Genomic DNA, 23,429 nt, shown 5'->3' on the forward strand with positions numbered 1-23,429 from the left:
CGAGGGAGCCACGATGAGCGTCGACGTCCGGATCGAACGGGTGCTGAAGGCAACGATCGGGCGGGTCTACGACGCCTGGACCCAACCGGGTGTGCTGACGAAGTGGTACTGCCCGAACCCGTCGGTGAATCCCGAGGTGGAGGCGGACGTAAAGGTCGGCGGCGACTATGTCGTCACGATGGGCGGGTACGTCGTCCGCGGCCGCTACACCGAGGTGGAGCCGCCGAAGCTGCTCGGGTTCACCTGGCAGTGGGACCACGAGGACGATCGGTCCCACGTGCGGGTCGAGCTCAGCGAGGTGGAGGCCGGCACTCGGGTGCTGCTCACCCACACGACCCAGCTTCCGGAAGACGCCCCCGGTCTCCTTGAGGGCTGGGAGCTCGAGCTGGATCGGCTGGCCGGAGTACTCAGCGATGCGTAAATGTCAGGTCTTGGGGTTTTACGAGGTTAAGTAAAAAGAAGTTCCCCCCAGCCCCACCCATCACTCAGCTTCTGAAGGTCTGTGGAAAAGCTAGAGCCCCGGGCGGCAACCCGGGGCTCGAGGTGGATGGATGGGCGGCGGAATCAGCTGCCGGACTTGCGCCGGAACTGGCGCGTCTGCTTGTCGTTGTGCGCCTCGCCGACACCTTCGTGCCGCGGCCCACTCCCGGGGTGCGACTCGTGGTGCTGGTTCTTCTTGGCGAGCGCCTCGCGGAACTTCTTCTGCAGATCGTCCTGCGCCGGCTTGCTGGGCTTGTCGCTCATACCGTCTCCTTAACAAACCGTCGGCGTACGGGCTCTAGCCAACCAATTGTGACCGCTCCAGCGCCAGCCAATATCGGCGGGGCCCCGTCCAGCCCCCACCCGGCATCTCACGGTAAGAAAATTCCCCGGACCCGCGCGCCGCGGATGTTAGTTTCCGAGGAGCGGCGACGGCAACGGAGATGCGAAGTGGTGGTCAGCACCGAGGCACTGATCGGGATCGCACTCGTCGAACTGGGCCTGGTGGTCATCCCCGGGCCGAACATGATCTACCTCGTCTCCCGTTCCGTCGCCCAGGGCCGTCGCGCCGGGCTGACCTCGCTCGCGGGAGTAGGCGTCGGCTTCCTCGTTTACCTCCTGGCGGCGACCGCAGGGCTGGCGACATTGTTCGCGCTGGTGCCGGAGATCTACCTGACCCTGAAGCTCGCCGGCGCGGCGTACCTGCTCTGGCTCGCCTGGGGCGCTCTCCGCCCCGGCGGCAGTTCCGCCTTCACCCCGAACGCGCTCGCACCTGACCGTCCGCGCAAGCTGTTCGGGATGGGCCTGCTGACCTGCCTGCTGAACCCGAAGATCGCGATCCTCTACATCTCCCTGCTCCCCCAGTTCGTGGACCCGTCCCGCGGCCACGTCGGCACCCAGAGCCTGCTCCTCGGTCTCACCCAACTGGCCGTCGGCGTACTGGTGAACGCGATCTTCGTCATCACCGCCGGCTCGGTCGCCATCTTCTTCAGCCGCAAGCCCCTGTGGTCCAAGATCCACCGCTATGTCACCGGCACCGCTCTCGCCGTCTTCGCCGTGAAGCTCGCCACAGACCGTACTCAGCCCGTCGCCGCTCCGTAACCACCAGACCACCGCGGGTTACCGCGTGAGTGCACCGGACGCCCTCAACTCACCTACCGCTGCCACTGCAGCACGCTTCGCGCTCACAAGCGCCGAATCCCTTGTATTTCAAGCGTTTGAGGCCACCTCGTCCAGCTCTCGGCGCCCGTTCACGCGTTTGGTACTCACGAGTACATTGATTCTCAAGACCCCGGACGACCACGGCACCAGGCGCGACAACCCCACTCGAGAGCGGCAGTCGCCCAGTCAGCCACCCGCACCACCGTCCGGCGCGACAACCCCACCGCCGTCCCGCGGTCCCTGACAGGTCAGGGTGCCGGGTGAGCTTCACTCCCCCTGCCCGGCACTCTGACCGTTCCACCCCGGCCCGATTCATCGAGCCGACGCGACGAACACGAACTCGAGGCCCGGCCGGTCCGGCGCATCCCGTACTTCGTCGACCGCGAACCCTGCTTGCCGGAGTGATTCCTCGAGTTCGGCACGGGTCCGGAACCGCAGCGTGGACTCCGAGGTCAACCGCTTCCCGTCCGACGCGAACACATAGGTCCCCCGGAACGTCACCGTGGTCGACGTGACCTCGAGGAGATCAGTCCAGTGCTCCACCACCCCGACCTCCGGCAGTTCGACCCGGTCGTAGGTTTCCTCCCGAGTCCACCCGAGCCAAGCCTTCCGCGCCGGGTCCCTTGCCTCGAAGACAAACCGCCCACCCGGCACCAGCGCACGCCGTACCGCGACCAGCGTCGTCGCCCAGTCCTCGTCCGCCACGAAGACCTGCGCCACGTTCCCCGTCATCACCGCCAGGTCCATCTGCACCGGCGGCAACGCGCCCGCATCCCCGTGAACCCAGCGAACCCGCTCTGCCCCGGGCTTCGTCCGCGCGATCTCCAGCGACGCCAACGCCGGATCCACCCCGACAACCTCTATCCCGCGTTCCGCCAGCAAGCACGCGAAGGTCCCCGTTCCGCACCCCACATCCAGCACCCGCGACGCCCCGAACTCCGCGACCATCGCCGCATACACGTCGAGATCCGGCCGATCGAGCTCCAACGGATCGTAGACCGCCGCCAACCGAGGCACCGCGAACAAGTCATCAGGCATCCTTCGACCCTAGGCGGACCACCGCGACCAGAGCGATCGAAATACCCGGCCTACGAGACGCTCGCCCCCGCCCGTACGACCTCGGGAGTCTCACCGGTCCACAGGTGGAAGGCCCGATAGAAGGACGTGGTGTCGTCGTAGCCCAGCAGGTAGGCGATCTCACCCGCACTCATCGTCGAACTGGTCAGGTAGTGCCGGGCCAGCGCCTCGCGGGTGTCGCGCAGGATCAACTGGAATCCCGTGGACTCCAACTGCAACCGCCGCTGAAGGGTCCTGACACTCATCGCGAGTTCCTTGGCGACTGCCGTCGCGGTCGCGGCGCCGGCGGGGAGAAGCTTCAGCAGCGCGGCGTGAACGAGTTCCGTCGTCGATGTGCCCTGGTCGAGATCGGCGAGCCGGCGGCGGAGTTCGGGTTCGAAGACGTCCCACATGTGCTCGTTGGCGGTGAGGAACGGCCGGTCCGCGTCCCGGCCGGCGAAGGTGATCGACCACCCGGCGGCCTGCCGGATCGGAACTCCGACGTACTCCGTGTACTGCTCGCGGACCGCCGCCGGAATGGTGACCGGTGCGCTCAACCGCAGCGGACGTACGTCGGCCCTGGTTCCGATCCGCGCGAGTGCCACCCAGAAGAGCAACTCGGTGAGACCGAACACGTCTGGCGGCGGCTCATCCTCTGGCCAACGGAGGTCGATCGTGGTGGCGCCGGCCGCGGGGTTGACCGCGAGCCGCAGGGGGCCGATCAGCCTCTTGTAGTGGGCGACCCGAGTCGCGGCGACCGTGAGAGAAGGGCTGCAGAACGCCGCGAACAGCGGCGGGTCGAAGGCTTCGGCAGACAACGAGCGCGCGATCCTGATGGGCAGGATCTCGTCGGCCGAGTCGTCCGCCAAGGCCCGCCAGAGTGCGTAGTACTCCGTCGGCGTCAGTTCGGCGGTTCCCTCGGCGAGGAGTCCCTGCGGGAGCCGCGCTCGGTCCAGCACGTCGGCGAGCGAGACCCCGAGATCGGCGAGCAGCGCTCGCGCCGACGGGCCGAGCATGTAGTTGCCGGAGGTCACAGCCGGCTCATCACGACGCGGTCGTAGACCCGGTCACCGAACCACTTGCGGGTGGAGATGAGCGGCCGTGCGTACTTGCCGGCGACGTACCGCGTGCGGGGCCGACGGGCGGCGATCGCCTTGACGATGATCGCCGCGATCCTCTCCGGCGGGGTGCCACCCGAGGCGTAACTCGCGCTCGTGGTGGCGGCGACCTTGCGCGCGAGGCCGGCGTACGGGCCGTCACCCGATCGTTTCGTCATCGGCTCGACCAGCACCGCCCCGAAGTCGGTCGCGATGATGCCCGGCTCGATCACGACGACGTCGATGCCGAAGGGCGCGACCTCGATCCGCAGGCAGTCCGACCATCCCTCCACCGCGTGCTTGGACGCGTGGTACCAGGCGCCGAGCGGGGTGTAGATCCTGCCGCCCATCGAGGAGAGGTTGATGATCCTCCCTGCCCCACGCGTCCGCATCCCTGGCAGGACCAGTTGCGTCAACCGCGCCATCGCGAAGAGATTCACCTCGAACTGATAGCGGGCGTCGTCGATCGTGGTGTCCTCGACGGCCCCGTACAGGCCGAACCCGGCGTTGTTCACCAGTACGTCGACGCCGCCGCCGATCCCGTCGACCAGCCTGACGAGATCGTCCTCCCGGGTGACGTCCACGGCGACCACCGTGGCACCCAACTCCTCGAGATCCCGCATCTGCTCGACCCGCCGCGCCGCGGCGTACACCGTGTATCCGTCCCGCAACAGCTGGACCGCCGTCGCCTTTCCCATCCCGGACGAAGCCCCGGTGACCAGCACGGTCGTCATCTGTACCTCCTCGGTGGTTGACCCACCACCGACGCTAGGCCAGGCGAACCGAGTTGCCACTAGCCGATCACGCCGCGGGACTTCCCGATGCCGCCTATCCTGACCCGCATGGATCTGGAGTTCACCGGCGAGATCTGGTTCTGGAAAGGCCCGGCGCCCTGGTACTTCGTCACCGTCCCCGACGAACCCTCCGCCGACCTGGAAGCAACCTCAGCCAACGTCACCTACGGCTGGGGCATGATCCCCGTCACCGCCCAGATCGGCGACACCACCTGGACCACGTCCCTGTTCCCCAAGGACGGCCTCTACATAGTCCCCATCAAGGCAAACATCCGAAAAGCCGAATCCCTCGAGGTAGGCGACACGATCAAAGTCCAACTGACCGTCGCCCTCTGAACATCAGACCTCAAAGCGGAACTCGACCACGTCGCCGCCCTCCCCAACCCCAAGCTTTTTCTGCTCAGACGTTGAAGCGGAACTCGACGACGTCGCCGTCGGACATGATGTAGTCCTTGCCTTCCATGCGGACCTTGCCGGCGGACTTGGCGGCGGTCATGGAGCCGGCGGCGACCAGGTCGTCGAAGGAGACGATCTCGGCCTTGATGAAGCCGCGCTGGAAGTCGGTGTGGATGACGCCGGCGGCCTCGGGGGCGGTGGCGCCCTTCTTGATGGTCCAGGCGCGGGATTCCTTCGGGCCTGCGGTCAGGTAGGTCTGCAGGCCGAGGGTCTCGAAGCCGACGCGGGCCAGGACGTCCAGGCCGGGCTCGTCGACGCCCATCTCGGCGAGCATCTCGCGGGCCTCGTCCTCGTCGCCGAGTTCGACCAGTTCGGCCTCGAACTTGGCGTCCAGGAAGATCGCCTCGGCCGGTGCCACCAGGTCGCGCATCTGCTGCTTGAGCGACTCGTCGGCCAGCTCGTCCGCGTCGCAGTTGAAGACGAACAGGTACGGCTTGGCGGTCATCAGCATGAGTTCGCGGATCGCGTCGCGGTCCACGTTCGTGGCGATGATCGGGGTGCCGGCCTCGAGGTGCTTCTGCGCCTCGCGGACCGCCTCCAGGACGGCGACGCTCTCCTTCTTCAGCCGGGACTCCTTCTCCAACCGCGGGATCGCCTTCTCGACGGTCTGCAGGTCGGCCAGGATCAGCTCGGTCTGGATCGTGGAGATGTCGTCGGCGGGTGACACCTTGCCGTCGACATGGGTGACGTCGTCGTCGCGGAAGACCCGGGTGACCTGGCAGATCGCGTCGGACTCGCGGATGTGGCTCAGGAACTTGTTGCCCAGGCCCTCACCCTCCGACGCGCCGCGGACGATGCCGGCGATGTCGACGAACTGCACGGTGGCCGGCAGTTGCTTGGCCGAGCCGAAGATCTCGGCGAGCTTGCCCAGCCGCGCGTCCGGTACGCCGACCACTCCGACGTTGGGCTCGATCGTCGCGAACGGGTAGTTCGCCGCGAGCACGTTGTTCTTGGTCAGCGCGTTGAAGAGCGTGGACTTGCCCGCGTTGGGGAGCCCGACGATTCCGATGGTGAGTGCCACGGGCAGCAAGACTACGCGGCCGAACCCGCCGCACCCCAATCCACCGATCCCCCCGTACTCCGAACCACCCGCCCCCGTACTGCGAACCACCCGCGCCCGCCGGCCCGCAGTACCACCGAACCGGCTGATCCCCAGCACCGGCCGACCCGGAGTACGGCTCAGATCACGAAGGACTCCAGCGCGGCGCCGTACCAGCGGTTCGTCAGCCCCAGCGGGCGCATTCCGAGCCGCCGGCAGACCGCGAGCGACGAGCCGTTGTCCGGCCGGACCACCGCGTAGATCTCGCCGAGTCCCGCCTTGAAGCCATGCGCGATCGCCCCGCGGGCAGACTCCGTGGCCAGCCCGCGCCCCCACGAGTCCGGGTGGAAATGCCAGCCGACCTCCACCTCGTCCTTGCTCTCCTCGGGAGCGGCTGGCTCAGGCAGCGGGACGAGCAGCACAGTCCCCGCCACCACCCCCGTCGACTTCTCCTCGACTCCCAGACCCCGTACAGAGCGTCAGTGTTGCGATAGTTCCAGCGCTCGATCGCCCGGGAGGCGGAGTCGCGGTCGGCCATCACCCGCGGTGCGGCACCGAGCCAGCGCGACACCTCCCAGCGGCGGTAGATGTCGAACACCCGGTCGCCGTCGGCCTCGTCCCAGTCGCGGACCCGCAGCCGGTCGGTCTCGAAGATGACCTTGGCACCCATTGCGCGACCTCCCATCGCCCGAAGCACGAGATGTACCCACCGCGACCGCTCGACCGCAAGCGAATCGGCCAACCTGTGACCGGCAGGCCCGCTAAAATCCGTGAATGGAGGGGGCATCGTCACGCATCGTGTTCGGCTGCCTGCAGTTCCTGCGGTTCGGCTGGATCCAACTCCTGTCGTGCCTGTTCCCCGCCGCGCTGTTCGCCGGCCTCGCGCTCTCGAAGTACGTCGACCTCCCGATCCCTCGGTACGACGCTCTGCTCGTCTACTGCCTGTTCCTCACCTTCGGGTTCTGGGTGGTCCGGCTGGAGACGTGGCGCGAGATCGCGGTGATCTTCGGGTTCCACCTCGTCGGGCTCGCGCTGGAACTGTTCAAGGTGCAGGTCGGGTCGTGGCAGTACCCGGGTGACGCGGTGACGAAGTTCGCCGGGGTGCCGCTGTTCGCGGGGTTCATGTACGCCGCCGTCGGCAGTTACATCTGCCAGGCGTGGCGGCGGTTCGACCTGCGCGTCAGCGGCTACCGGCCGATCCTGACGACGGCGTTCGCAGTACTGATCTATGCGAACTTCTTCACCCACCACTGGATCGTGGACCTGCGCGCTCCGATCGCCATCACGCTACTCGTCGTACTGCGGCGCACGTGGGTCTTCTACACCGTCGGCGTACGGCGGTACCGGATGCCGCTGGCTCTGTCGTTCGGGCTGATCGGGTTCTTCCTGTGGATCGCGGAGAACGGCGGGACGTTCCTGGACGCGTGGAACTACCCCGACCAGGTGGACGTGTGGCGGCTCGTCCGCCCGGCCAAGTTCGGCGCCTGGGCGCTACTGGTCAGCATGAGCTTCGTACTGGTGGCGAGCGTGAAGTCCTTGGAGGGCAGGCTTTACCACCGCGGCACGCTCGCGACGGTGGCGACTCCGAAGGCGACTGAGATCTCCTCGCAACACAGTGACGCCAACCAGGTCAGGACTCCGCGCGTCTCCTAGGTGTGAGGCTCCTGAGGGGGAGCGACTGGGGAACATCCGCCCGATCCGCAAGGGAGCACCATGTCCCGAAAGCTTGCTGCCGTCATCGCCACGAGCACCGCCGCCGTGCTGCTCGTCGGCGCCCTGATCGCTGTGGTGCTGGGACATTCGAGCCCTTCGAGGCCGACGGTCGCCGCCAACGTCACGCCGCTCACCACGCCGATTCACACCCCGGCCAGCACGCCGACGAAGGCACCCACCGGTACCACGGGAACCTCGCCGGCCGATCCCACCGCAGCCGCTGCCGCAGGCAACAAAAAGGTGCTCTTCCTCACCTTCGAAGATGGCCCGGACCCGCTCTGGACGCCGAAAGTCCTGCAGGTACTGGCGAAGTACGGCGCGCACGCGACCTTCTTCCAGCTCGGCAGCATGCAGACCGCGCACCCCGGACTGCGCGACCAGATCCTTGCCGCAGGCAACACGATCGGCAGCCACTCGATCACGCACCCGCAGCTGACCGCGATCTCACCGGCCAAACGGCACCACGAGATCGTCGACGGCCCGCGGTCGAAGTGCTTCCGCCCGCCCTACGGCGCGACGAACCCGAAGGTGCGTGCCGAGATCAAGGCGGCCGGCATGGTCCAGGTGCTCTGGGACGTCGACCCGCGCGACTGGGCCCGCCCCGGCACGAGCGCGATCGTCAGCAACATCCTCCAACACGCCCACCGCCGCAACGTCATCCTGCTGCACGACGGCGGCGGCGACCGTTCCCAGACCGTGGCTGCGCTGGACAAGTCCCTGCGCATCCTCAAGCAGCAGGGCTACACCTTCCCCGCCATGGCCTGCTGACCGCGTCGGTCCTGGCAGGTCCTACCGGGGCGAGGACTCCCCCGCGGCCTGGTCGACGACGGAGGCCGCGACAGCGGTCAGAGGGTGTCGTCGCTCGCGAGCCATCATGACCAGCCGGTCGAAGGCAGCATCCATCGACAGGTCTTCGATATAGGCGATGACGCCCTTCGCGCGTTCGATGATCACCCGGTCCGCCAACGCGGCCTGGGTCCGGGCAGCGATATCGGCTGCCGCCAGTGGGCTGTTCCGCAGGATGACCAGGCTGGCGATGTCAGCGAAGGCCTGTGCGACCAGGGCGGTCTCACCCCGGGGCTCCTTGCTGTCGAAGAACAGATTGACCGCGCCCAGCATCTGGCCGCGCCAGGCCATCGGGGCGGCATGCACACCGTCGAATCCGGCCGCGAGGAAGGCGTCGAGCAGGCTGGGCCATCGGGCCGCGACCTGCGCCAGCCCGACCACGGTGACAGGTCGGCGGCCGGCCACACAATCGACGCCAGGGCCCTCGTCGACCTGCACCTGATACAGCTCGAGGTGCTCCGCGCGATGGTCGGTGCCGGCCAGGAACTCCAACCCGCGGCCGGGGGCCGTGACAATGATCCCGGCGGCGGCAGCCTCGACGGAGTCGGCGCACCCGTGCAGCAGGCTGGTGATCGATCCGATCACGTCGTGGTCGGCGACCAGCGTCGCGGTCGCCGCGGCCAGTTCACGCACCGCCCGCTCCGGCAGTCCTGCCCCGGTGGTGTCGTGGCCGGTCATGAGTCTCCTCGGAAGTCGATGCGGCGGGCGATGACCAGGCCGGCGATCTCGGTCAGCGTGGTGTCGTGGGCATAGGCGTGGGCCCGCAGTATGGCCAGCGCGTCGTCCGCCGGGATCCGCAACTGGGCGATCACCATTCCGGTGGCCTGGTGCACCTCGGCCCGCGCCGACCACATTCCGTCCTCGCCGGAACCGAGGCCGGGGACCGGATCACGGAGCAGCGCGGCGCCGATCGCGTCGGCCAGGAACTGCGCGGTCGCGTCGGATTCGGCCAGGTCGGTCCCGGTGGAGTAGAGGCCGAGCACGCCGAGGACGGTCTCGCCGGGGCGCATCGGAAACGCGTGGACGGTCACTCGGCCGACTTCATGCCAGGCTGCCCTGCTGAACTCCGGCCAGCGTGGATCCGGCTGGTCGTCGACCGTCATGACGATCGGCCTCCCGTGGAGATACGCGTCATGGCAGGGCCCCTGCCCGACAACGTCCTGCAGGTCCTCCAGCCCCGTGGCGACCTGATCGGTGAAACTCAGCGGCAACCGTTGAGCCGTGCCGTCCTGGACCGTGATCCAGGCGCCGTTCGCCCCCAGGATCACCCGGCCGGCTTCACACAACCGGTCGGCCAGGTGCCGCCGGGAGGCGTTCGCGGCCGCCAGCCGGGCCAGCTTCGCCGGCACCGCGGTTCGGTCCGTCATTGCCCCTTACCTCTCCTGCGGCAACGGTTGCGAAGGTCTGGGCGCCTCCTGCCCACCCTACTCACGGCCACTGTGGATTACTCCACTTGCGCCCCTGGGTCGGTCGCCGGCCGGCGGTGCCGGAGGGGTTCGGCTCACACCGACCGACGGCACCAGACCAGTACCCATACAGGTTTGATACCACTCACCAACTCAGCACCGATCGCAGAGCGGCCGCAGGGTGCACATTGGGCCTATCGGTCGGCACTGGCTGGCCCCTTCGGAGGGGGCCACCATGGACCAGAAGGACCTGATAGTCGTCGTGACCGAGGTAGCGGCGTCGCTGCGGCTGCCGCTCGACCTCGACGAGGCGTTGGACCGTCAAACTGCGATGATGTCGCCGGCGGCATCATCGCCGACGCCGTCAGCAAGGCTCGCTGACCGGCCGCAGGCGTAGGGTGGGAACACCGTCGGCACCCAGACCAGCCAGTCAAGGCCCGTCGCCGACGGCTCTGGACCGATCGGCCCGCCCAACCGCGGGCCGCGAAGGATCGTGCCCCATGGGCATCGACGACCAACCGTCCAACGACCCCGTAGCGGTCGACCTCGCGGCGACCTACTCGATCGCCACCGCCCAACGCGTCCTCGTTGAACAACTCCACGTCGACCTCGACGGCGCGCTGACACTGCTCGACCACAGAGCCCAGCGAGCCGGAATCCCGCTGGTGGAGGCGGCCCGCTGGCTGCTCACCGCGGGCACCTTGCCCTGACCACCCCGGCTCGCCACGACGGCTGCGGGAAATTGTCGGCGCGGTCTGCCACTGTCTGTGACATGACCGGTACTTCGGTGTTGCTGCTGCTGGTGTTCCTCCTCGTCGGGGTGTTGCTCGGCGGGGTGTTCGGGGTGCTCTGGGCGCGGGGGAAGGACGGGGCGGAGCTGGCTCGGGTCACCGCGGAGCGGGATGCGGCCGAGGACCGGGTGGTCGAGCTGACCCAGGAGCGGACGTCCGTGGGCCAGCAGATGTCAGGTCAGGCCGTCGTGAAGGAGTCGCTCGACCGATTGCATGCCCAGCTCAACCAATTGGAGAAGGGCCGGGCCGCCTGGCAGAGCCAGTTGCACCAGCAGGTGAACGAAGTACGGATGAGTGGTGAGGCGTTGCGGCGGGAGACCGCGTCGTTGTCGACGGCGTTGCGGAAGCCCCAGGTGCGGGGACGCTGGGGTGAGCTGCATCTGCGCCGGACGGTCGAGCTGGCCGGGATGGTCGCGCACTGCGACTTCACCGAGCAGACGACGACCACCACGGACGACGGCCTGCTCCGCCCGGACCTGGTGGTCAGACTTGCCGAGGGCAAGAATCTGGTGGTCGACTCCAAGGTGCCGCTCGCGGCCTTCCTGGAGGCGGCCGAGAGCGACGACCCGGACTTCCGCGAAGAGCGGCTCCGGGCCCACGCCCGGCATCTGCGCACACACGTGGACCAGTTGTCCGCGAAGGCGTACTGGTCGCGACTCCCCTCGACGCCCGAGTTCGTCATCCTCTTCGTGCCCGGCGAGTCGTTCCTGTCCGCCGCGCTGGACATCGAGCCCGTGCTGCTGGAGTACGCCGCCGAGCGCCGGGTGATCCTGGCGACGCCGACCACGCTGATCGCCACGCTGCGCGCGGCCGCCTACGCCTGGAACCAGTCGGCCCTGACCGAGTCCGCCCAGCAGGTCTTCGAGCTCGGCCGCGAACTGTACGAACGGCTCGGCACGATGGGCGACCACCTCGGCCGGGTGGGCCGCTCCCTGACCTCGGCCGTCGACGCCTACAACAGCACCGTCGGCTCGTTCGAGCGCCGCGTCTTCACCACCGCCCGCAAACTCCGCGACCTGCACGTCACCGAGGCCGAACTGACCGCGATGGAAGCGATCGAGGCCTCCGCCCGCCCACTCACCGCCCCCGAGTTCCTGGCCCTCGACGACACCCCCGAAGACTCCACCCACCGCTGGCTCCCCGGCCCCCTGGTCGACAAGACCCGCCGCGAACCCCCCGCCCTCCCCGGCCTGGACACCGAAGCCGGCTAACGGCTGCTCGGCTGACGGCTGCTCGGCTGACTGCTAGTCGGTTGACGGATGGTCGGCATGTCGGCTGGTCGGCTGGTCGGCTGGTCGGCTGGTCGGCTGGTCGGCTGGTCGGCATATCAAGCGTCGGAAAGCCGCCAGTGTTCGGGCATTGACAACGGGCAGGTGTCGCTCAAGTATGAGAGCGCTCTCACTCGTCCGGTGACTTACCGTCCCTCGTCGGACGAGCTGTGGGCACCGGTCCGCCCCGGCCGCGCGAAGCCTGCCCTTCGCGGGCCCACGGGAGCCGCTGCGACCTGGTAAGCGCAGCGTCTCCACCGGTGCTCCGCCTTCTCTCGCATGGGACAAACTGAGGAGGATCAGTGCGCGTCAAACACCAACTGCTCGCGGTACTCGCTGCCGCGGCGACCATCTCCGCCGGACTCATCGCGACCGTCGCGATCCCGGCCGAGGCGGTTCCCGCCACCATCCCGCTGAAGATCTCGAACAGCTCCGGCCGGGCCGATCCGGTCTACATCTACAACCTCGGCACCAACCTCGCGACCGGCCAGCAGGGCTGGGCGGACGCGAACGGCACCTTCCACGCCTGGCCCGCCGGCGGCAACCCGCCGACCCCGGCTCCCGACGCCTCCATCGCCGGACCGGCGAACGGCGGGTCCATCACCATCCGGATGCCGAAGTTCTCCGGCCGGGTCTACTTCTCCTACGGCCAGAAACTGGTCTTCAAGCTGACCACCGGCGGCCTGGTACAGCCCGCGGTCCAGAACCCGAGCGACCCCAACCGCAACATCTTGTTCAACTGGACCGAGTACACGCTGAACGACTCCGGCCTGTGGATCAACAGCACCCAGGTGGACATGTTCTCGGCCCCGTACGCCGTCGGCGTGAAACTCCCGGACGGGTCCACCAAGAGCACGGGCCGGCTCAAGCCCGGCGGCTACAACGGGTTCTTCAACGCGCTCCGCGGCCAGCCCGGCGGCTGGGCGAACCTGATCCAGACAGCACCGAACGGCACCGTACTGCGCGCGCTCGCCCCGACGTACGGGGTGGAGATCGGCGCGTTGCCCGCCACGGTGATGGACGACTACGTGAACCGGGTCTGGTCGAAGTACAGCTCGCAGACGCTGACGGTGACGCCGTTCAAGGACCAGCCGAACATCAAGTACTTCGGTCGCGTGTCCGGCAACACGATGAACTTCACCAACACCTCGGGCGCGGTGGTGACGTCGTTCCAGAAGCCGAACTCGGCCAGCATCTTCGGCTGCGCCGGCCTGCTGGACGCACCGAACGACCTGGTCCGCGGCCCGATCTCGCGGACCCTGTGCGCCGGGTTCAACCGCTCGACGCTGCTGACCAACCCGAACCAGCCGGACGCGAGCAATGTGGACTTCTACAAGGACGTGGTGACGAACCACTACTCCCGCAAGATCCACGCGCAGATGGTCGACGGCAAGGCGTACGGCTTCGCCTTCGACGACGTCGGCGCCCACGAGTCCCTCGTCCACGACGGCAACCCCCAGCAGGCCTACATCACCCTCGACCCCTTCAACTGATCGACCACCCCTACCACCCCGGGTCCCCCGCAGCTGCCCGCGCGGGACCCGGGGTTTTCCCTGCGCTCTTGACGCGCCGCTTGGTTAGTGAGAACTTACCGTTCGTGGGAACTTACCAAGCAGGAACGGTGCTCGACGCGTTGGGGGATCCGACCCGGCGGGCGATTCTCGAGACGCTGCGGCGGAGCGGGCCCAGTTCGGTGGCGGGTCTGGCCGAGCGGGTTCCGGTCAGCCGGCCGGCGATCTCGCAGCATCTGAAGGTGCTCGGGCTGGCCGGCCTGGTGGATCACGAGCCGCGGGGGACCCGGAACATCTACCGGATCGAGCGCGGCGGACTGGCCGAGGTGCGGGACTGGCTGGACCAATTCTGGGATGACGCGCTGGATGCGTTCGCGGAGCACGTACGGAGTACGGAAGGGAGTTCGGAATGAGTGGTTACGAGCCGTTGGTGAAGTCGGTGGTGGTGCCGGCCTCTCCGGAGCGGGCGTTCGAGTTGTTCACGAAGGAGATGGGCGCCTGGTGGCCGCTCGCGACGCACTCGGTCGCCCATGAGAAGGCCAAGGACGTCCAACTCGAGGGTGCTGTCGGCGGGCGGATCGTGGAGTACGACGACAGTGGTCCGGTCGGCTACTGGGGCACTGTGTCGGACTGGGATCCGCCGCAGACGGTGAGCTTCACCTGGCATCCGGGCACCGACCCCAAGGAGGCGGGGCACGTCACTGTCTCCTTCAAGCAGGTCGACGACGGCACCGAGATAGTCCTGACCCATACCGGCTGGGACCGCCGCCCCGACGGCGCCGAGGCCCGCACGGCCTACGACTCCGGCTGGGAGTACGTCCTCGACTTCTACGCAGGGCACAGTACGAGTTGATGTCGCGACTCAACCTTTTGCTTTCGTCCGGTCATCACACTGCTGACCGAGATGACAACCCGGGTGGGAGCAAGAGATGGATCCAGGGCTGGACGCCGAGTTCGCCGAGTTCGTGGACGGGCGGTTCACCGCGCTGCAACGGTTCGGCTACCTGCTGACCGGTGAGTGGCAGACGGCGAGGATCGTGGTCCGTCAGGCGTGGTCGGAGGTGCCGGTGGTCGCCATCCCCGCGGCCTTCAGATCCGTACGGAGCTCGCGCGGCAGGGAGAACACCAGGCTCTCCTCCGCGGTGGTGACCTCCTGCACCTCGCCGTACCCGCGCTCGGCCAGCCAGGCGAGCACGTCCCGGACCAGGATCTCCGGCACGCTCGCGCCGCTGGTGACGCCGACCGTGTCGACGCCTTCCAGCCACGCCTCGTCGATCTCGCTGGCGAAGTCGACCAGGTGGCCCGCCTTGGCGCCGTGCTCGACGGCGACCTCGACCAGCCGGACCGAGTTCGACGAGTTGCGGGAGCCGACCACGATCATCAGGTCGACCTCCGGGGCCATTTTCTTCACCGCGATCTGGCGGTTCTGGGTGGCGTAGCAGATGTCGTCGCTCGGCGGGTCCTGCAGGCTCGGGAACCGCTCGCGCAGCCGGCGTACGGTCTCCATCGTCTCGTCCACCGAGAGGGTGGTCTGGGACAGCCAGACGACCTTCTCGGGGTCGCGAACGGTGATGTTGGGCACGTCGCCGGGTCCGTCCACCAGGTGGACGTGGTCCGGCGCCTCGCCGCTGGTGCCGATCACCTCTTCGTGCCCGTCGTGGCCGATCAGAAGGATGTCGTAGTCGACGGCGGCGAACCGCTTCGCCTCGTGGTGCACCTTGGTGACCAGTGGGCAGGTCGCGTCGATCGTCTTCAACTGCCGCGCGGCCGCCTCCTGGTGCACCACCGGGGCGACGCCGTGCGCGGAGAAGATCACCGTCTCGCCCTCGGGCACCTCGTCGGTCTCGTCGACGAAGATCGCGCCACGCGCCTGCAGGGTCTGCACGACGTGCTTGTTGTGCACGATCTCCTTGCGCACGTAGACCGGCGGGCCGTACAGGTCGAGGGCCTTCTCGACCGCCACCACGGCCCGGTCCACGCCGGCGCAGTACCCGCGGGGCGCCGCGAGCAGCACCCGCTTGGTCTCGAGCGCGGCGGTCGTACCGGTGGTTTCAGGCTGGGCAGTCACGGTCCCCATGGTACGGGCCGAGCTGTTGACTCCCAGCCTCGACCGCTGGACTCTGCACTGAGATGCACCGTCGACCGGGGAGGGCGACATGCGTAAATCACCTGTTTTCCTGGCAGTCATGGCACTTGCCGCAGGGGCGCTGGTAGCAGGCCCGTCGGCCACCGCCGTACCGGCTCAGGGGGGTGATGGCAGCCTGGAGGTGTACGTCGGCGAACTGGCCCCTGACCAACTGCGGAAGCTGGCCGAAGTCGGCCTGGACCACGAGGACGTCTCGACCGGCGACGCCGGGAACGGCAAGGTCAGCGTCGAGGCGATCATCACCGACCTGCAGGCCGACAAACTGCGCTCCGACGGCGTCGACCTGAAGGTCAAGAAGGTCAAAGGCCGGGATGCTTCCGACGAGGCCGCCAGGATCGCTCGGGCCGGCCACACCGTCTACCGCTCGTACAGCGAGGCCGGCGGCATCCGCGACGAGCTGATCGCGACCGCCCGCGCCCACCCCGGGCTGGCCAAGCTGGTCAACGTCGGCAAGTCCGTCAACGGCAAGGACATCCTCGCGGTCAAGCTGACCAGAGGCGCCCGGTACCTCCCGGACGGCACGCGACCGGCGGTCCTCTACGCCGGCGCCCAGCACGCGCGCGAGTGGATCACGCCGGAGATGGTGCGCCGGCTGATGCACTTCTACCTGGACGGCTACGGCAGCAACGCCGAGGTCACCAAGCTGATCGACACCACCGAACTGTGGTTCGTGCCGGTGCTCAACCCGGACGGCTACGACTACACCTTCACCGAGGACAACCGGCTGTGGCGCAAGAACCTGCGCGACAACAACGGCGACGGGGTGATCGACAACTTGGACGGCGTCGACCTCAACCGCAACTTCGCGGTCAACTGGGGCTATGACAACGAGGGGTCCTCGCCCGATCCGAGCAGCGAGACCTTCCGCGGCTCCGGCCCGAACTCCGAGCCCGAGACGAGGGTGCTCGACCGGCTGTTCAGGAACATCCGCTTCGAGCATCTGATCAACTACCACTCGGCGGCGGAACTGCTGCTGTACGGCATCGGCTCGCAGGTCAGCACGCCCTCGCCGGACGACGTCATCTACGAGGCGATGGTCGGCGACGACGCGAACCCGGCGGTGCCCGGCTACGACCCCGACATCTCCGCGGAGCTCTACACCACCAACGGCGACACCGACACGCACGCCACGGTCAGGTACCGCACCCTCGGGTTCACCCCGGAGATGACGACCTGCCAGACCGTCTCCGCCTCGGACCCCGACGACGAGTGGCTGCCCGAGAACTGTGTCAGCGGCTTCAGCTTCCCCGACGACGAGGAGTTGATCCAGGCCGAGTTCGAGAAGAACATCCCGTTCGCGCTGTCCGTCGCGAAGTCGACCCACGACCCGGACGACCCGGTCTCCGTGGTCGGCCTGACGGCCGCCGATCTGGTGATCGACCCGTTCGCGGTCTCGCACGGCAGCACCCAGCCGGTCGCGGTCATCGCGAAGCGGGCGCTGCGGGACCTGCGGATCAACTACCGGATCAACGGTGGCCGCACCGTCAGCGACCGGGTCGCGGAGTGGGACGGCGGCGAGCGGTACGGCGGCACGCACAACGACTACTACGCCGAGTTCCGCGGCACGGTACGCCGTACCGGGCCTGGTGACTCCGTCGAGGTCTGGTTCACCGGCGTCAAACCCGGCAAGGGCCCGGTCGCGAGTGACCACTTCTCCTACCAGGTCGCCGGCGACATCGGCGGGGACGTGCTCATCCTGGCCGCCGAGGACGTCACCGGGATCAGCCCTGCCCAGGGCGTGACCACCGCCAAGTACGCCGACGACTACGCCACCGCGCTCACCGGGGCCGGCCGTACTTCGGACGTGTACGACGTGGACGCGAACAACCGGACCGCACCGCATCACCTCGGCGTGCTGTCGCACTACCGGGCGGTGGTCTGGGAACACGGCGACGACATCATCACCCGGGAGGTCGGCCAAGTGGCGGGCACTGCGGCCGAACTGGCGCTGGACCTCGAGTTGAGTGTCCGCGACTACCTCAACGAGGGCGGCAAGCTTCTCTACACGGGCAAGTACGCCGGACTCGCCACCGGCGCGGACGGGTCCTACTGGTACAACCCGTTCGAGGAAACGCAGGGCGAGTGCACCACTCCCGAGGACTACCCCTGCCTGCCACTGCTGAACGACTTCCAGCAGTACTGGCTGGGGGCCTACAACTACGTCGACGACGGCGGCACCGGCGAGAACGGGCCGTTCCCGGTAGCCGGAGTCAGCGGCGCCTTCGACGGGTTCGCCGGAACCTTCAACGGTGGCGACTCCGCGAACAACCAGGACCACACGGCGGCGTTCCTGCTGACCTCCAGCTTCCTGCCACCCGCGCAGTTCCCGCAGTTCGCGAGCTCGGCACCCTTCAAGTGGCAGCGGCCGGGTGCAGCGCCGTACGAGCCGGTCACCGGTGACTGGTACGTCTACAGCCAACGGTCGGACGTGAGCTACAAACGGCTGACCCGCACGATCGACCTGACCGGTATGACCTCGGGGGCGCTCTCCTTCAAGGCGTCGTACGACACCGAAGCCGACTGGGACTACCTCATGGTCGAGGCGCACACCGTCGGCCAGGACGACTGGACGACGCTCCCGGACACGGAAGGGCATACCGGCCAGGACACCGGCGACAGCTGTCCGTCCGGTTGGGTGGCGCAGTTGCATCCGCACCTGGCGCACTACCAGAACGCCGCCTGCGAGCCGACCGGCAGCAGCGGAGCGTGGCATGCCGCCACCGGCACCAGCTCCGGCTGGCAGGACTGGAACGTCGATCTGACGGCCTATGCCGGCAAGCAGGTCGAAATCTCGATCAGCTACGTCAGTGACTGGAGCACGCAGGGTCTCGGGGTCTTCCTGGACGACGCGAAGGTCACGCTCGGCGGCGCTACCTCGACCGAGACGTCCTTCGAAACCGACCTGGGCGGCTGGACGGTCTCCGGCCCGGCCGAGGGCTCCGCGGCCAACCCGAACGACTGGATCCGCACGCAGACCGCCTTCGAGGAAGGAGCCGGTGTAACCACCCAGGACACGGTCTTCGTCGGCTTCGGCGCCGAGGGGCTCACCACCCAGGCGATGCGCACCGACCTGGTCCGCCGCTCGATGCTGCACCTGCTCGGCCCATCGATCGCCGGCCCGTGACCGACCTCCTGGTTGCCGCCAGCAATTGAAAGGAGTTGAGGAGCCGCCCGCCCTGTTGGGGCGGCTCCTCTTCAGGAGGTGTTCACTGCCTCAAGAATGCGGCCCGGCCACCTTTCCCGCAAAGGCTTTTCAGGGCCGGGGCGACGGGTTGTCGGTGGGTGCCCGTAGAGTCGCGGGGTGGCTTTGGAGACCTCGCCGGATGCGCCTGCTGCCGTTCGCACGATCGCGAACGGCATTGCCGGCTGGATCAACCAGCTCGGCGCTGTCTGGGTCGAGGGGCAGTTGACGGACGTCTCGATCGGGCGCGGGACGACCACCGTGTTCGGCACCCTGCGCGACACCGACGCCGACATCTCGTTGCGCTTCACCTGCAACCGCCGGGTCTTCGAGGCGGTCGATCCGCCCGTCACCGACGGATCCCGGGTGGTGGTGAACGCCAAGCCGAACTTCTTCGCCCGGCGCGGCACGCTCGCCCTGGCGGTGAGCGAGATCCGCCACGTCGGCATCGGCGAACTGCTCGCGCGGATCGAGCGGCTGAAGCAGTTGCTCGCGGCCGAAGGACTGTTCGCCGCGCACCGGAAGCGGCCGTTGCCCTTTCTGCCACACACGATCGGGCTGATCTGCGGCCGCGACTCCGCCGCCGAGCGCGACGTACTGGAGAACGCGAAGCGCCGCTGGCCCGCGGTCGCCTTCCGGATCGAGTACGCCTCCGTGCAGGGGCCCGCCGCCGCCGGCGAGGTGATGACCGCGCTGCGCCGGCTGGACGCCGACGAGTCCGTCGAGGTGATCGTGATCGCGCGCGGCGGCGGTTCGCTCGAGGACCTGCTGCCGTTCTCCGACGAGGGCCTGATCCGCGCCGTCTCCCAGGCCCGTACTCCGATCGTCAGCGCGATCGGGCACGAGCCGGATTCCCCGCTGCTGGACCTGGTCGCCGATCTGCGCGCCTCCACCCCCACCGATGCCGCCAAGCGGATCGTGCCGGACGTGCGCGAGGAGTTGGACGGGGTCCGGCTGCTCCGCGAGCGCGGGCTGCGCGCGATCCTGGGCTGGCTGGATCGGGAGACGCACGCGCTGGCGGCGATCCGGAGCCGGCCGTCGCTTGCCGCTCCGACGACGGACCTGCAGCGGCGGTCCGACGAGGTCGCCGCGCTGGTCGATCGCAGCCGCAGGACTCTGACCCATCGCCTGGACCGCGCCGGGGACGATCTCGCGCATCGGCTGGCGAGTGTCCGGGCGCTGTCCCCGAAGGCCACCCTCGACCGCGGGTACTCGGTGCTCCAGCGGGCCGACGGCACCGCAGTACGGGAGGTTGGTCAGGTGGCGGCTGGGGATGTGCTGAACGCCCGGGTCAGCGACGGCCGGTTCGACGTGACAGTGTCCGACGTGGCAGCGAAGGAGAGCAAGTGAGCAAGAACGCCGAATCGGCAGCCCGTCCGGAGATCTCCTACGAACAGGCCCGCGAGGAACTGGTCGAGGTGGTCCGCAAGCTGGAGGCCGGCGGCACCACCCTGGAGGAGTCCCTCGCCCTGTGGGAGCGCGGCGAGGAGCTCGCTTCGACCTGCCAGCAATGGCTGGACGGCGCCCGCAAACGCCTGGCCGAAGCCCAAGCCGCCCACCAGGAGAAGTCCGACTAGCCAGGACCGATGTCGAGGGTCAGCCCTTGACCGCGCCCATCGTGAAGCCGGCGATGAACCGCTCCAGGAACAGGTTGAACACCAGCGCGATGGGCACCGCCACCAGCACCGTGGCTGCCTGCAGGGACTGCCAGAAGAAGACGTCCCCCCGAACCAGCGCGGTCGGAACGCCGGTGCTGATCGGTTTCTCGGTCGATGGTGACACGAAGGCCAGCGCGTAGATGAACTCGCTGGCGGTGAGCGTGAAGGCGAACACCACCACCGCGACGACGCCGGGAAAGACCAGCGGCAGGACGGTCCGCATGAACGCGCCGAGGCGGCTGTAGCCGTCCACCATGGCCTGCTCCTCGATGTCCTTCGGGATCGAGCGAAGGAAGCCCATCAGCAGCCAGACCGAGACCGGGATCGTGATCGTCGGGTAGACGAGCACCAGCGCCCAGGTGCGATCCTGCAGGCCGGCCGCGACGACCACGCGCGACAAGGACAGGAAAAGCAGGGTCGGTGGCACCAGGTAGACGAAGAAGATCGCGATCGCCATCGGACCTGACCAGGGCCGGTCCAGCCTGGCCAGGCTGTACGCCGCGGGCAGACCCAGCCCCAGCGTGATCGCTGTGACCAGCAGTCCCACCCACAACGTGTTCCAGACGAAGGTCGGGAACTCCGTCTGGGTGAACAGATACTCGACATGCTCTGTGGTGGGCGAGATATTGAAGAGGAACGGGTTGTTGCTGCGCCGGTAGAGGTCCTGATTCTCCTTGAAGGCCGTGATCCCGGCCCAGAGGAACGGACCGGCCGCACCGAGGGCGGCCAGGATGGCCAGGACATACACCGTGACCCGTGACGCGACGTGACGACGGCGCGCCTGCCGGCGCAACTGGTCCGCCTCGGTGGCGCTCACGAGACGTCCATCCGGCGTACCGCCCGCAGGATCGCGATCGCCGCGGCCAGCAGCAGGGGGAACAGGAACAACGCGATCGCGGCCCCCTGACCCACGTCGCCGCCCTCGATGCCGCGGAAGAACGCCCAGCTCGCGAGCACCTGGGTCGAGTTGGTCGGGCCGCCCCGGGTCAGTACGTACACGACCGCCATGTCGGTGAAGGTCAGGATCGCGCCGAACAGCGCGGCGACCGCGATGATCGGCATCGTCAGCGGGATGGTGATCTCGAACATCCGCCGCCAGAAGCCGGCCCCGTCGACCGAGGCCGCCTCCTGGATGTCCTTGGGGATGGCCACCAGGCCGGCCATCATGATGACCGCCGCGAGCGGGACCAGCCGCCAGACGTGCACCATGATGACCGATCCGATCGCGAGGTTCGGCTCGCCGAGCCAGTACATGTTGGCGTCGATGACACCGATCTCCCGCAGTACCCAGTCGATCGGCGAGAACACCGAGTCGAGCAGCCACAGCCACGCGATCGTGGACAGCGCCACCGGCGTCGTCCAGGGCAACAGGACGAGGAAGCGGACCAGCCACTTGCCCCTGAAGTCGGCGATCAGGATGTTCGCCAGCACCTTGCCGAGCAGCACGATCAGCAGCATCGACACGACGGTGAAGACGATCGTGTTCCGCAGCGACTGCCAGAAGACGGGGTCGTCGATGATCTGCTGGTAGTTGCGCAGTCCGGCCCAGTCGAAGCTCGCGTCGCCGGCGGTCACATCGCTGAAACTGAACGCGATGGCGAGGAAGAACGGGATCGCGACCAGCGCGACGATGTAGATCACCGAAGGCAGCAGGAACACCCACGCGAGCAGACCGTCGCGGTCGGCGAGTCTGCGTCGCTCGCGCTGCTCGACCGGAGGTGAGGCCTGCGGCGGCGTCTCGGCCACCTGACCGGGGTGGGGCGACGGGGACACGGACTGCTCGGTCATGACCCGGTCCGCACCGACACCGGCGCGGTGCGCTCCCCGCTGCCCGCATCGAAGAACCTGAGCCGGTCGGCATGAACGGCGAACGGGTGCTCCTCGCCGGGCTCGACCGGCGCTGTCACGGTCGCGGGCAGCCGGGCGATCACCCTGCTCTCGGCGCCCAGACCCCGCACCGTGCCGTACAGGTGCCGGTCACCGGACAGATACTCCACCCGGTCGACCTGGAACGGCACCACCAGTTGATCGTCTCCCTGCACGAGCGTTGCCGGCAGCAGGTGCTCAGGCCGGAAGCCGACCAGGACCCCGTCGCGCGGGACCAGGTTCATCGGCGGCGACCCGAGGAACGTGGCGACGAAGGTATCCACCGGGTCGTCGTACACCTCGACCGGGGGACCGACCTGCTTGAGCCGGCCCTCGTACATGACCGCGATCCGGTCCCCGAGCCCCATCGCCTCCACCTGGTCGTGGGTGACGTAAATCGTCGTGGTCCGGACCCGGCGCTGGAACCGCTTGAGCTCGTCGCGGGCGCTTACGCGCAGTTTCGCGTCGAGATTGGACAGCGGCTCGTCGAGCAGGAAGACGCTCGGCTCCCGGACGATCGCCCGGGCCAGCGCGACCCGCTGCCGCTCACCTCCGGACAACTGGCGCGGCTTACGGTCCAGCAGTGGGCCCAGGCCGAGCAGTTCGGCCGCCCACTCGGTCTTCTCCGCCCGGTCCGTCTTGTCGATCCCCTGCGCCTTGAGCGGGAAGACGATGTTGGCACGCACCGTCTTGTGCGGATACAGCGCGTAGCTCTGGAACACCATGGCGACCCGGCGGGCCCGCGGCGGCAGTTCGTTCACGACCTGCCCGCCGATCCGGATCTCACCGTCGGTTGGTTGCTCCAGGCCCGCAATGGTGCGGAGCAGGGTGGTCTTGCCGCACCCGGACGGGCCCAGCAGGACGAGATACTCGCCCTCCGACGTGGCCAGATCCACGCCGTCCACAGCGTTCACCCGGCCGTGGGCACCGCGACGGCGGACCCGTCCGCCGTCGAACACC

Annotated in this window: 26 protein-coding genes; 14 read left to right on the plus strand and 12 right to left on the minus strand. The window is 68.2% G+C overall.

Annotated features, from left to right (window positions below; all coding sequences use genetic code 11):
* The first annotated feature begins 13 nt into the window (after positions 1–13).
* The gene (locus ABD255_RS20710) at positions 14–421 is read left to right on the plus strand and encodes an SRPBCC family protein (protein WP_344216361.1); all 408 of its coding nucleotides are present in this window, start codon (positions 14–16) and stop codon (positions 419–421) included.
* A 143-nt stretch (positions 422–564) separates the two neighbouring features.
* Here the strand turns inward: ABD255_RS20710 and ABD255_RS20715 are convergent, their stop codons facing one another.
* A complete protein-coding gene (locus tag ABD255_RS20715; protein ID WP_344216363.1) occupies positions 565–744 on the minus strand; it encodes a DUF5302 domain-containing protein in 180 nt (59 codons plus the stop codon).
* 186 nt (positions 745–930) lie between these two features.
* Between ABD255_RS20715 and ABD255_RS20720 the strand changes: the two genes are divergently transcribed.
* A complete protein-coding gene (locus ABD255_RS20720; protein WP_344216365.1) occupies positions 931–1,581 on the plus strand; it encodes a LysE family translocator in 651 nt (216 codons plus the stop codon).
* Positions 1,582–1,953: 372 nt separating this feature from the next.
* Here ABD255_RS20720 and ABD255_RS20725 read toward each other — a convergent pair whose 3' ends face one another.
* The 3 genes from ABD255_RS20725 to ABD255_RS20735 are packed head-to-tail and all read right to left on the minus strand — an operon-like array spanning position 1,954 to position 4,528.
* The gene (locus tag ABD255_RS20725; protein WP_344216367.1) at positions 1,954–2,679 is read right to left on the minus strand and encodes a class I SAM-dependent DNA methyltransferase; all 726 of its coding nucleotides are present in this window, start codon (positions 2,677–2,679) and stop codon (positions 1,954–1,956) included.
* Between the two features lie 50 nt (positions 2,680–2,729).
* Positions 2,730–3,731, minus strand: a complete 1,002-nt coding sequence (locus ABD255_RS20730; protein ID WP_344216369.1) for an AraC family transcriptional regulator — start codon at positions 3,729–3,731, stop codon at positions 2,730–2,732.
* Positions 3,728–4,528 carry an oxidoreductase gene (locus tag ABD255_RS20735; RefSeq protein WP_344216370.1) on the minus strand — a complete coding sequence of 267 codons (801 nt, stop codon included), beginning with the start codon at positions 4,526–4,528 and terminating at the stop codon, positions 3,728–3,730. The genes ABD255_RS20730 and ABD255_RS20735 overlap by 4 nt, the downstream gene beginning before the upstream one ends.
* Before the next feature lie 108 nt (positions 4,529–4,636).
* Between ABD255_RS20735 and ABD255_RS20740 the strand changes: the two genes are divergently transcribed.
* Positions 4,637–4,924, plus strand: a complete 288-nt coding sequence (locus ABD255_RS20740) for a DUF1905 domain-containing protein (protein WP_344216371.1) — start codon at positions 4,637–4,639, stop codon at positions 4,922–4,924.
* A gap of 64 nt (positions 4,925–4,988) precedes the next feature.
* Here the strand turns inward: ABD255_RS20740 and ychF are convergent, their stop codons facing one another.
* The gene (ychF, locus tag ABD255_RS20745) at positions 4,989–6,065 is read right to left on the minus strand and encodes a redox-regulated ATPase YchF (protein ID WP_344216372.1); all 1,077 of its coding nucleotides are present in this window, start codon (positions 6,063–6,065) and stop codon (positions 4,989–4,991) included.
* 158 nt (positions 6,066–6,223) lie between these two features.
* A complete protein-coding gene (locus tag ABD255_RS20750) occupies positions 6,224–6,547 on the minus strand; it encodes a GNAT family N-acetyltransferase (RefSeq protein ID WP_344216422.1) in 324 nt (107 codons plus the stop codon).
* 310 nt (positions 6,548–6,857) lie between these two features.
* Between ABD255_RS20750 and ABD255_RS20755 the strand changes: the two genes are divergently transcribed.
* Entirely contained in the window at positions 6,858–7,736 is an 879-nt protein-coding gene (locus ABD255_RS20755; RefSeq protein ID WP_344216374.1) for a DUF817 domain-containing protein, read from the plus strand.
* Between the two features lie 60 nt (positions 7,737–7,796).
* The gene (locus tag ABD255_RS20760; RefSeq protein ID WP_344216376.1) at positions 7,797–8,564 is read left to right on the plus strand and encodes a polysaccharide deacetylase family protein; all 768 of its coding nucleotides are present in this window, start codon (positions 7,797–7,799) and stop codon (positions 8,562–8,564) included.
* 21 nt (positions 8,565–8,585) lie between these two features.
* Here ABD255_RS20760 and ABD255_RS20765 read toward each other — a convergent pair whose 3' ends face one another.
* Together ABD255_RS20765 and ABD255_RS20770 are read right to left on the minus strand one after the other, a co-directional pair.
* Positions 8,586–9,320 carry an ANTAR domain-containing protein gene (locus ABD255_RS20765; protein ID WP_344216378.1) on the minus strand — a complete coding sequence of 245 codons (735 nt, stop codon included), beginning with the start codon at positions 9,318–9,320 and terminating at the stop codon, positions 8,586–8,588.
* Positions 9,317–10,009: a GAF and ANTAR domain-containing protein gene (locus ABD255_RS20770; RefSeq protein WP_344216380.1), complete on the minus strand. Its 693-nt coding sequence runs from the start codon at positions 10,007–10,009 to the stop codon at positions 9,317–9,319. The genes ABD255_RS20765 and ABD255_RS20770 overlap by 4 nt, the downstream gene beginning before the upstream one ends.
* 274 nt (positions 10,010–10,283) lie before the next feature.
* On the opposite strand from ABD255_RS20770, the gene ABD255_RS20775 reads away from it, so the two are divergent.
* The 6 genes from ABD255_RS20775 to ABD255_RS20800 all read left to right on the plus strand — a co-directional run bounded on the left by ABD255_RS20775 (position 10,284) and on the right by ABD255_RS20800 (position 14,471).
* The gene (locus tag ABD255_RS20775; RefSeq protein ID WP_344216382.1) at positions 10,284–10,445 is read left to right on the plus strand and encodes a hypothetical protein; all 162 of its coding nucleotides are present in this window, start codon (positions 10,284–10,286) and stop codon (positions 10,443–10,445) included.
* Positions 10,446–10,548: 103 nt separating this feature from the next.
* Positions 10,549–10,758, plus strand: coding sequence for a hypothetical protein (locus ABD255_RS20780; RefSeq protein ID WP_344216384.1), 210 nt, complete (start codon positions 10,549–10,551; stop codon positions 10,756–10,758).
* A gap of 62 nt (positions 10,759–10,820) precedes the next feature.
* The gene (locus ABD255_RS20785) at positions 10,821–12,050 is read left to right on the plus strand and encodes a DNA recombination protein RmuC (RefSeq protein ID WP_344216386.1); all 1,230 of its coding nucleotides are present in this window, start codon (positions 10,821–10,823) and stop codon (positions 12,048–12,050) included.
* Between the two features lie 359 nt (positions 12,051–12,409).
* Positions 12,410–13,600: a glycoside hydrolase family 64 protein gene (locus ABD255_RS20790; RefSeq protein WP_344216388.1), complete on the plus strand. Its 1,191-nt coding sequence runs from the start codon at positions 12,410–12,412 to the stop codon at positions 13,598–13,600.
* Positions 13,601–13,704: 104 nt separating this feature from the next.
* A complete protein-coding gene (locus tag ABD255_RS20795; RefSeq protein ID WP_344216390.1) occupies positions 13,705–14,031 on the plus strand; it encodes an ArsR/SmtB family transcription factor in 327 nt (108 codons plus the stop codon).
* Entirely contained in the window at positions 14,028–14,471 is a 444-nt protein-coding gene (locus tag ABD255_RS20800) for an SRPBCC domain-containing protein (RefSeq protein ID WP_344216392.1), read from the plus strand. Before ABD255_RS20795 ends, ABD255_RS20800 begins: the two co-directional genes overlap by 4 nt.
* Before the next feature lie 192 nt (positions 14,472–14,663).
* Here ABD255_RS20800 and ABD255_RS20805 read toward each other — a convergent pair whose 3' ends face one another.
* Entirely contained in the window at positions 14,664–15,695 is a 1,032-nt protein-coding gene (locus ABD255_RS20805) for a 4-hydroxy-3-methylbut-2-enyl diphosphate reductase (RefSeq protein ID WP_344216394.1), read from the minus strand.
* A 109-nt stretch (positions 15,696–15,804) separates the two neighbouring features.
* On the opposite strand from ABD255_RS20805, the gene ABD255_RS20810 reads away from it, so the two are divergent.
* The 3 genes from ABD255_RS20810 to ABD255_RS20820 all read left to right on the plus strand — a co-directional run bounded on the left by ABD255_RS20810 (position 15,805) and on the right by ABD255_RS20820 (position 20,522).
* A complete protein-coding gene (locus tag ABD255_RS20810) occupies positions 15,805–18,888 on the plus strand; it encodes a M14 family metallopeptidase (protein WP_344216396.1) in 3,084 nt (1,027 codons plus the stop codon).
* Between the two features lie 177 nt (positions 18,889–19,065).
* Positions 19,066–20,295 carry an exodeoxyribonuclease VII large subunit gene (gene xseA / locus ABD255_RS20815; RefSeq protein ID WP_344216398.1) on the plus strand — a complete coding sequence of 410 codons (1,230 nt, stop codon included), beginning with the start codon at positions 19,066–19,068 and terminating at the stop codon, positions 20,293–20,295.
* Positions 20,292–20,522 (plus strand): exodeoxyribonuclease VII small subunit, encoded by a 231-nt coding sequence (locus tag ABD255_RS20820; protein ID WP_344216400.1) that lies wholly within the window; start codon positions 20,292–20,294, stop codon positions 20,520–20,522. The genes xseA and ABD255_RS20820 overlap by 4 nt, the downstream gene beginning before the upstream one ends.
* Before the next feature lie 19 nt (positions 20,523–20,541).
* On the opposite strand, the gene ABD255_RS20825 is transcribed toward ABD255_RS20820, so the two are convergent.
* The 3 genes from ABD255_RS20825 to ABD255_RS20835 are packed head-to-tail and all read right to left on the minus strand — an operon-like array spanning position 20,542 to position 23,428.
* Positions 20,542–21,420 (minus strand): carbohydrate ABC transporter permease, encoded by an 879-nt coding sequence (locus ABD255_RS20825; RefSeq protein ID WP_344216402.1) that lies wholly within the window; start codon positions 21,418–21,420, stop codon positions 20,542–20,544.
* Positions 21,417–22,391, minus strand: coding sequence for a carbohydrate ABC transporter permease (locus tag ABD255_RS20830; RefSeq protein ID WP_344216404.1), 975 nt, complete (start codon positions 22,389–22,391; stop codon positions 21,417–21,419). The genes ABD255_RS20825 and ABD255_RS20830 overlap by 4 nt, the downstream gene beginning before the upstream one ends.
* The gene (locus ABD255_RS20835; RefSeq protein ID WP_425554483.1) at positions 22,388–23,428 is read right to left on the minus strand and encodes an ABC transporter ATP-binding protein; all 1,041 of its coding nucleotides are present in this window, start codon (positions 23,426–23,428) and stop codon (positions 22,388–22,390) included. Before ABD255_RS20835 ends, ABD255_RS20830 begins: the two co-directional genes overlap by 4 nt.
* Position 23,429 lies beyond the last annotated feature (1 nt).

The organism is Kribbella sancticallisti, assembly GCF_039530625.1.
GTDB classification, from domain to species: Bacteria; Actinomycetota; Actinomycetes; order Propionibacteriales; family Kribbellaceae; genus Kribbella; species Kribbella sancticallisti.

Excerpts from the sequence above, each read along its gene's own strand:
- ABD255_RS20830 (WP_344216404.1), bottom strand. The coding sequence starts at position 22,391 with ATGACCGAGCAGTCCGTGTCCCCGTCGCCCCACCCCGGTCAGGTGGCC.
- ABD255_RS20780 (WP_344216384.1), top strand. The coding sequence starts at position 10,549 with ATGGGCATCGACGACCAACCGTCCAACGACCCCGTAGCGGTCGACCTC.
- ABD255_RS20770 (WP_344216380.1), bottom strand. The coding sequence starts at position 10,009 with ATGACGGACCGAACCGCGGTGCCGGCGAAGCTGGCCCGGCTGGCGGCC.
- ABD255_RS20735 (WP_344216370.1), bottom strand. The coding sequence starts at position 4,528 with ATGACGACCGTGCTGGTCACCGGGGCTTCGTCCGGGATGGGAAAGGCG.
- ABD255_RS20710 (WP_344216361.1), top strand. The coding sequence starts at position 14 with ATGAGCGTCGACGTCCGGATCGAACGGGTGCTGAAGGCAACGATCGGG.
- ABD255_RS20715 (WP_344216363.1), bottom strand. The coding sequence starts at position 744 with ATGAGCGACAAGCCCAGCAAGCCGGCGCAGGACGATCTGCAGAAGAAG.
- ABD255_RS20725 (WP_344216367.1), bottom strand. The coding sequence starts at position 2,679 with ATGCCTGATGACTTGTTCGCGGTGCCTCGGTTGGCGGCGGTCTACGAT.
- ABD255_RS20740 (WP_344216371.1), top strand. The coding sequence starts at position 4,637 with ATGGATCTGGAGTTCACCGGCGAGATCTGGTTCTGGAAAGGCCCGGCG.
- ABD255_RS20775 (WP_344216382.1), top strand. The coding sequence starts at position 10,284 with ATGGACCAGAAGGACCTGATAGTCGTCGTGACCGAGGTAGCGGCGTCG.
- ABD255_RS20760 (WP_344216376.1), top strand. The coding sequence starts at position 7,797 with ATGTCCCGAAAGCTTGCTGCCGTCATCGCCACGAGCACCGCCGCCGTG.
- ABD255_RS20805 (WP_344216394.1), bottom strand. The coding sequence starts at position 15,695 with ATGGGGACCGTGACTGCCCAGCCTGAAACCACCGGTACGACCGCCGCG.
- ABD255_RS20800 (WP_344216392.1), top strand. The coding sequence starts at position 14,028 with ATGAGTGGTTACGAGCCGTTGGTGAAGTCGGTGGTGGTGCCGGCCTCT.
- ABD255_RS20785 (WP_344216386.1), top strand. The coding sequence starts at position 10,821 with ATGACCGGTACTTCGGTGTTGCTGCTGCTGGTGTTCCTCCTCGTCGGG.
- ABD255_RS20765 (WP_344216378.1), bottom strand. The coding sequence starts at position 9,320 with ATGACCGGCCACGACACCACCGGGGCAGGACTGCCGGAGCGGGCGGTG.
- ABD255_RS20810 (WP_344216396.1), top strand. The coding sequence starts at position 15,805 with ATGGCACTTGCCGCAGGGGCGCTGGTAGCAGGCCCGTCGGCCACCGCC.
- ABD255_RS20755 (WP_344216374.1), top strand. The coding sequence starts at position 6,858 with ATGGAGGGGGCATCGTCACGCATCGTGTTCGGCTGCCTGCAGTTCCTG.